Annotated in this window: 2 protein-coding genes; one reads left to right on the forward strand and one right to left on the reverse strand. The window is 58.6% G+C overall.

Annotation, left to right across the window (positions count from 1 at the left end):
* A partial coding sequence (locus tag QCH34_RS12905) for an SAM-dependent methyltransferase (RefSeq protein WP_300334728.1) occupies nt 1-407 on the forward strand: 407 nt, incomplete at its 5' end.
* On the opposite strand, the gene QCH34_RS12910 is transcribed toward QCH34_RS12905, so the two are convergent.
* Nucleotides 363-1,276, reverse strand: a 914-nt coding sequence (locus QCH34_RS12910; RefSeq protein ID WP_300334729.1) for an AAA family ATPase, incomplete at its 5' end; no start/stop codon positions are given. The genes QCH34_RS12905 and QCH34_RS12910 overlap by 45 nt on opposite strands.

Raw genomic sequence — 1,276 nt, forward strand, 5'->3', positions numbered from 1 at the left:
CTGATGAGGCAGTGATCCTCTCGACAGGCGATCCCCTGCTTGCCGGACTCGGCCATCCCGGTAGCAGGATCATCTGCGGGATATCAAGCCTTCAGGCGGCATTTGCTGCGGTTGGTCTTCCCTGGAGCAATGTTTCGGTGATCGATGCCCATGGAAAAGATCATGCAGAGGCAATTGGTGATGTTGTCATAGATTGTAGAAGAGGGCGTCCCATATTCATCATCGCCGATCCGAAGTTCCCGGTTCACGAGCTGGCAGAGGCCTTGCATGGGATGGATCTCATAATATATATCTGCCAGGATCTGGGGGAAACGGAAGAGCGGATCATCTCCGGCACACCGGAGAATCCCCCGGTTCCTGATTCAAACCTTTTCTGCTGTATCGTGGCGCCCAACCGGACGGAGTGAGAGGGAGATTGTACTCTCTTCAGAAAACTCCGCTATTCTTTTATGGACACGGTCGATCATCCCTCCACTGGTTACAATCACAACCGGCTCCTGCCTGAGTGCATGGAGGATCGAGGCATCGATGACTCCATAAGTGAAGTCTGCTGAAATCTCCGCCCCGGCAAGATGCCGTTTTGCAGTTGTCCCCATCACCCCGATCCTGAGCGAAGAGACCGTCTCCATGAGGTGGGGGAGGCTACCATCAAGTCCGGACGTGCAATCGATCAGGTAGATCGGGGCAGGTGCATGGTGTGTGGCGACGGTGGCTGCCATCTCCTCAATCCGCTGCGCCATCTCAAGCAGTCCCGCAGGGGGGTCGCTCTCCTTCATGATCCCCCGGCAGGCAAGATGGTGGTGGAGCGAGAGGACTGCGGGCTGGGTCAGGTGTGCCCGCCGCATCAGCTCAGCATCGCAGAAGACCGAGCGGGGCGGGGCATGCGTGAGGATCTCACCACCTTCAATCAGCACCACATCATCTGCCCAGGAATAGGCAAGCTCCACGTCATGGGTCGATAGGAGGATCGTCACCCCCTGCTGATTGATCTCTTCGAGGAGATCCATCACCTCCGCAGCACCCGCCGGATCAAGCGAGCTCGTCGGCTCGTCAAAGATCAGGATCTCCGGTTTCATTGCCAGCACCCCGGCGATGGCTGCCCGCTTCTTCTCGCCGCCGGAGAGATGGTGCGGGGGCCTGCGTTCATATCCGGTGAGCCCGACTGCAAAGAGGGCATCCGAGACGGCCTGCCGGATCTCGTCCTCGCCCAGCCCGAGGTTCAGGGGTCCAAATGCCACATCCTGGTACACGGTCGGGGCAAAGAGCTGGGAGTCTG

This window comes from Methanocalculus sp. (assembly GCF_029762515.1).
GTDB lineage: Archaea > Halobacteriota > Methanomicrobia > Methanomicrobiales > Methanocorpusculaceae > Methanocalculus.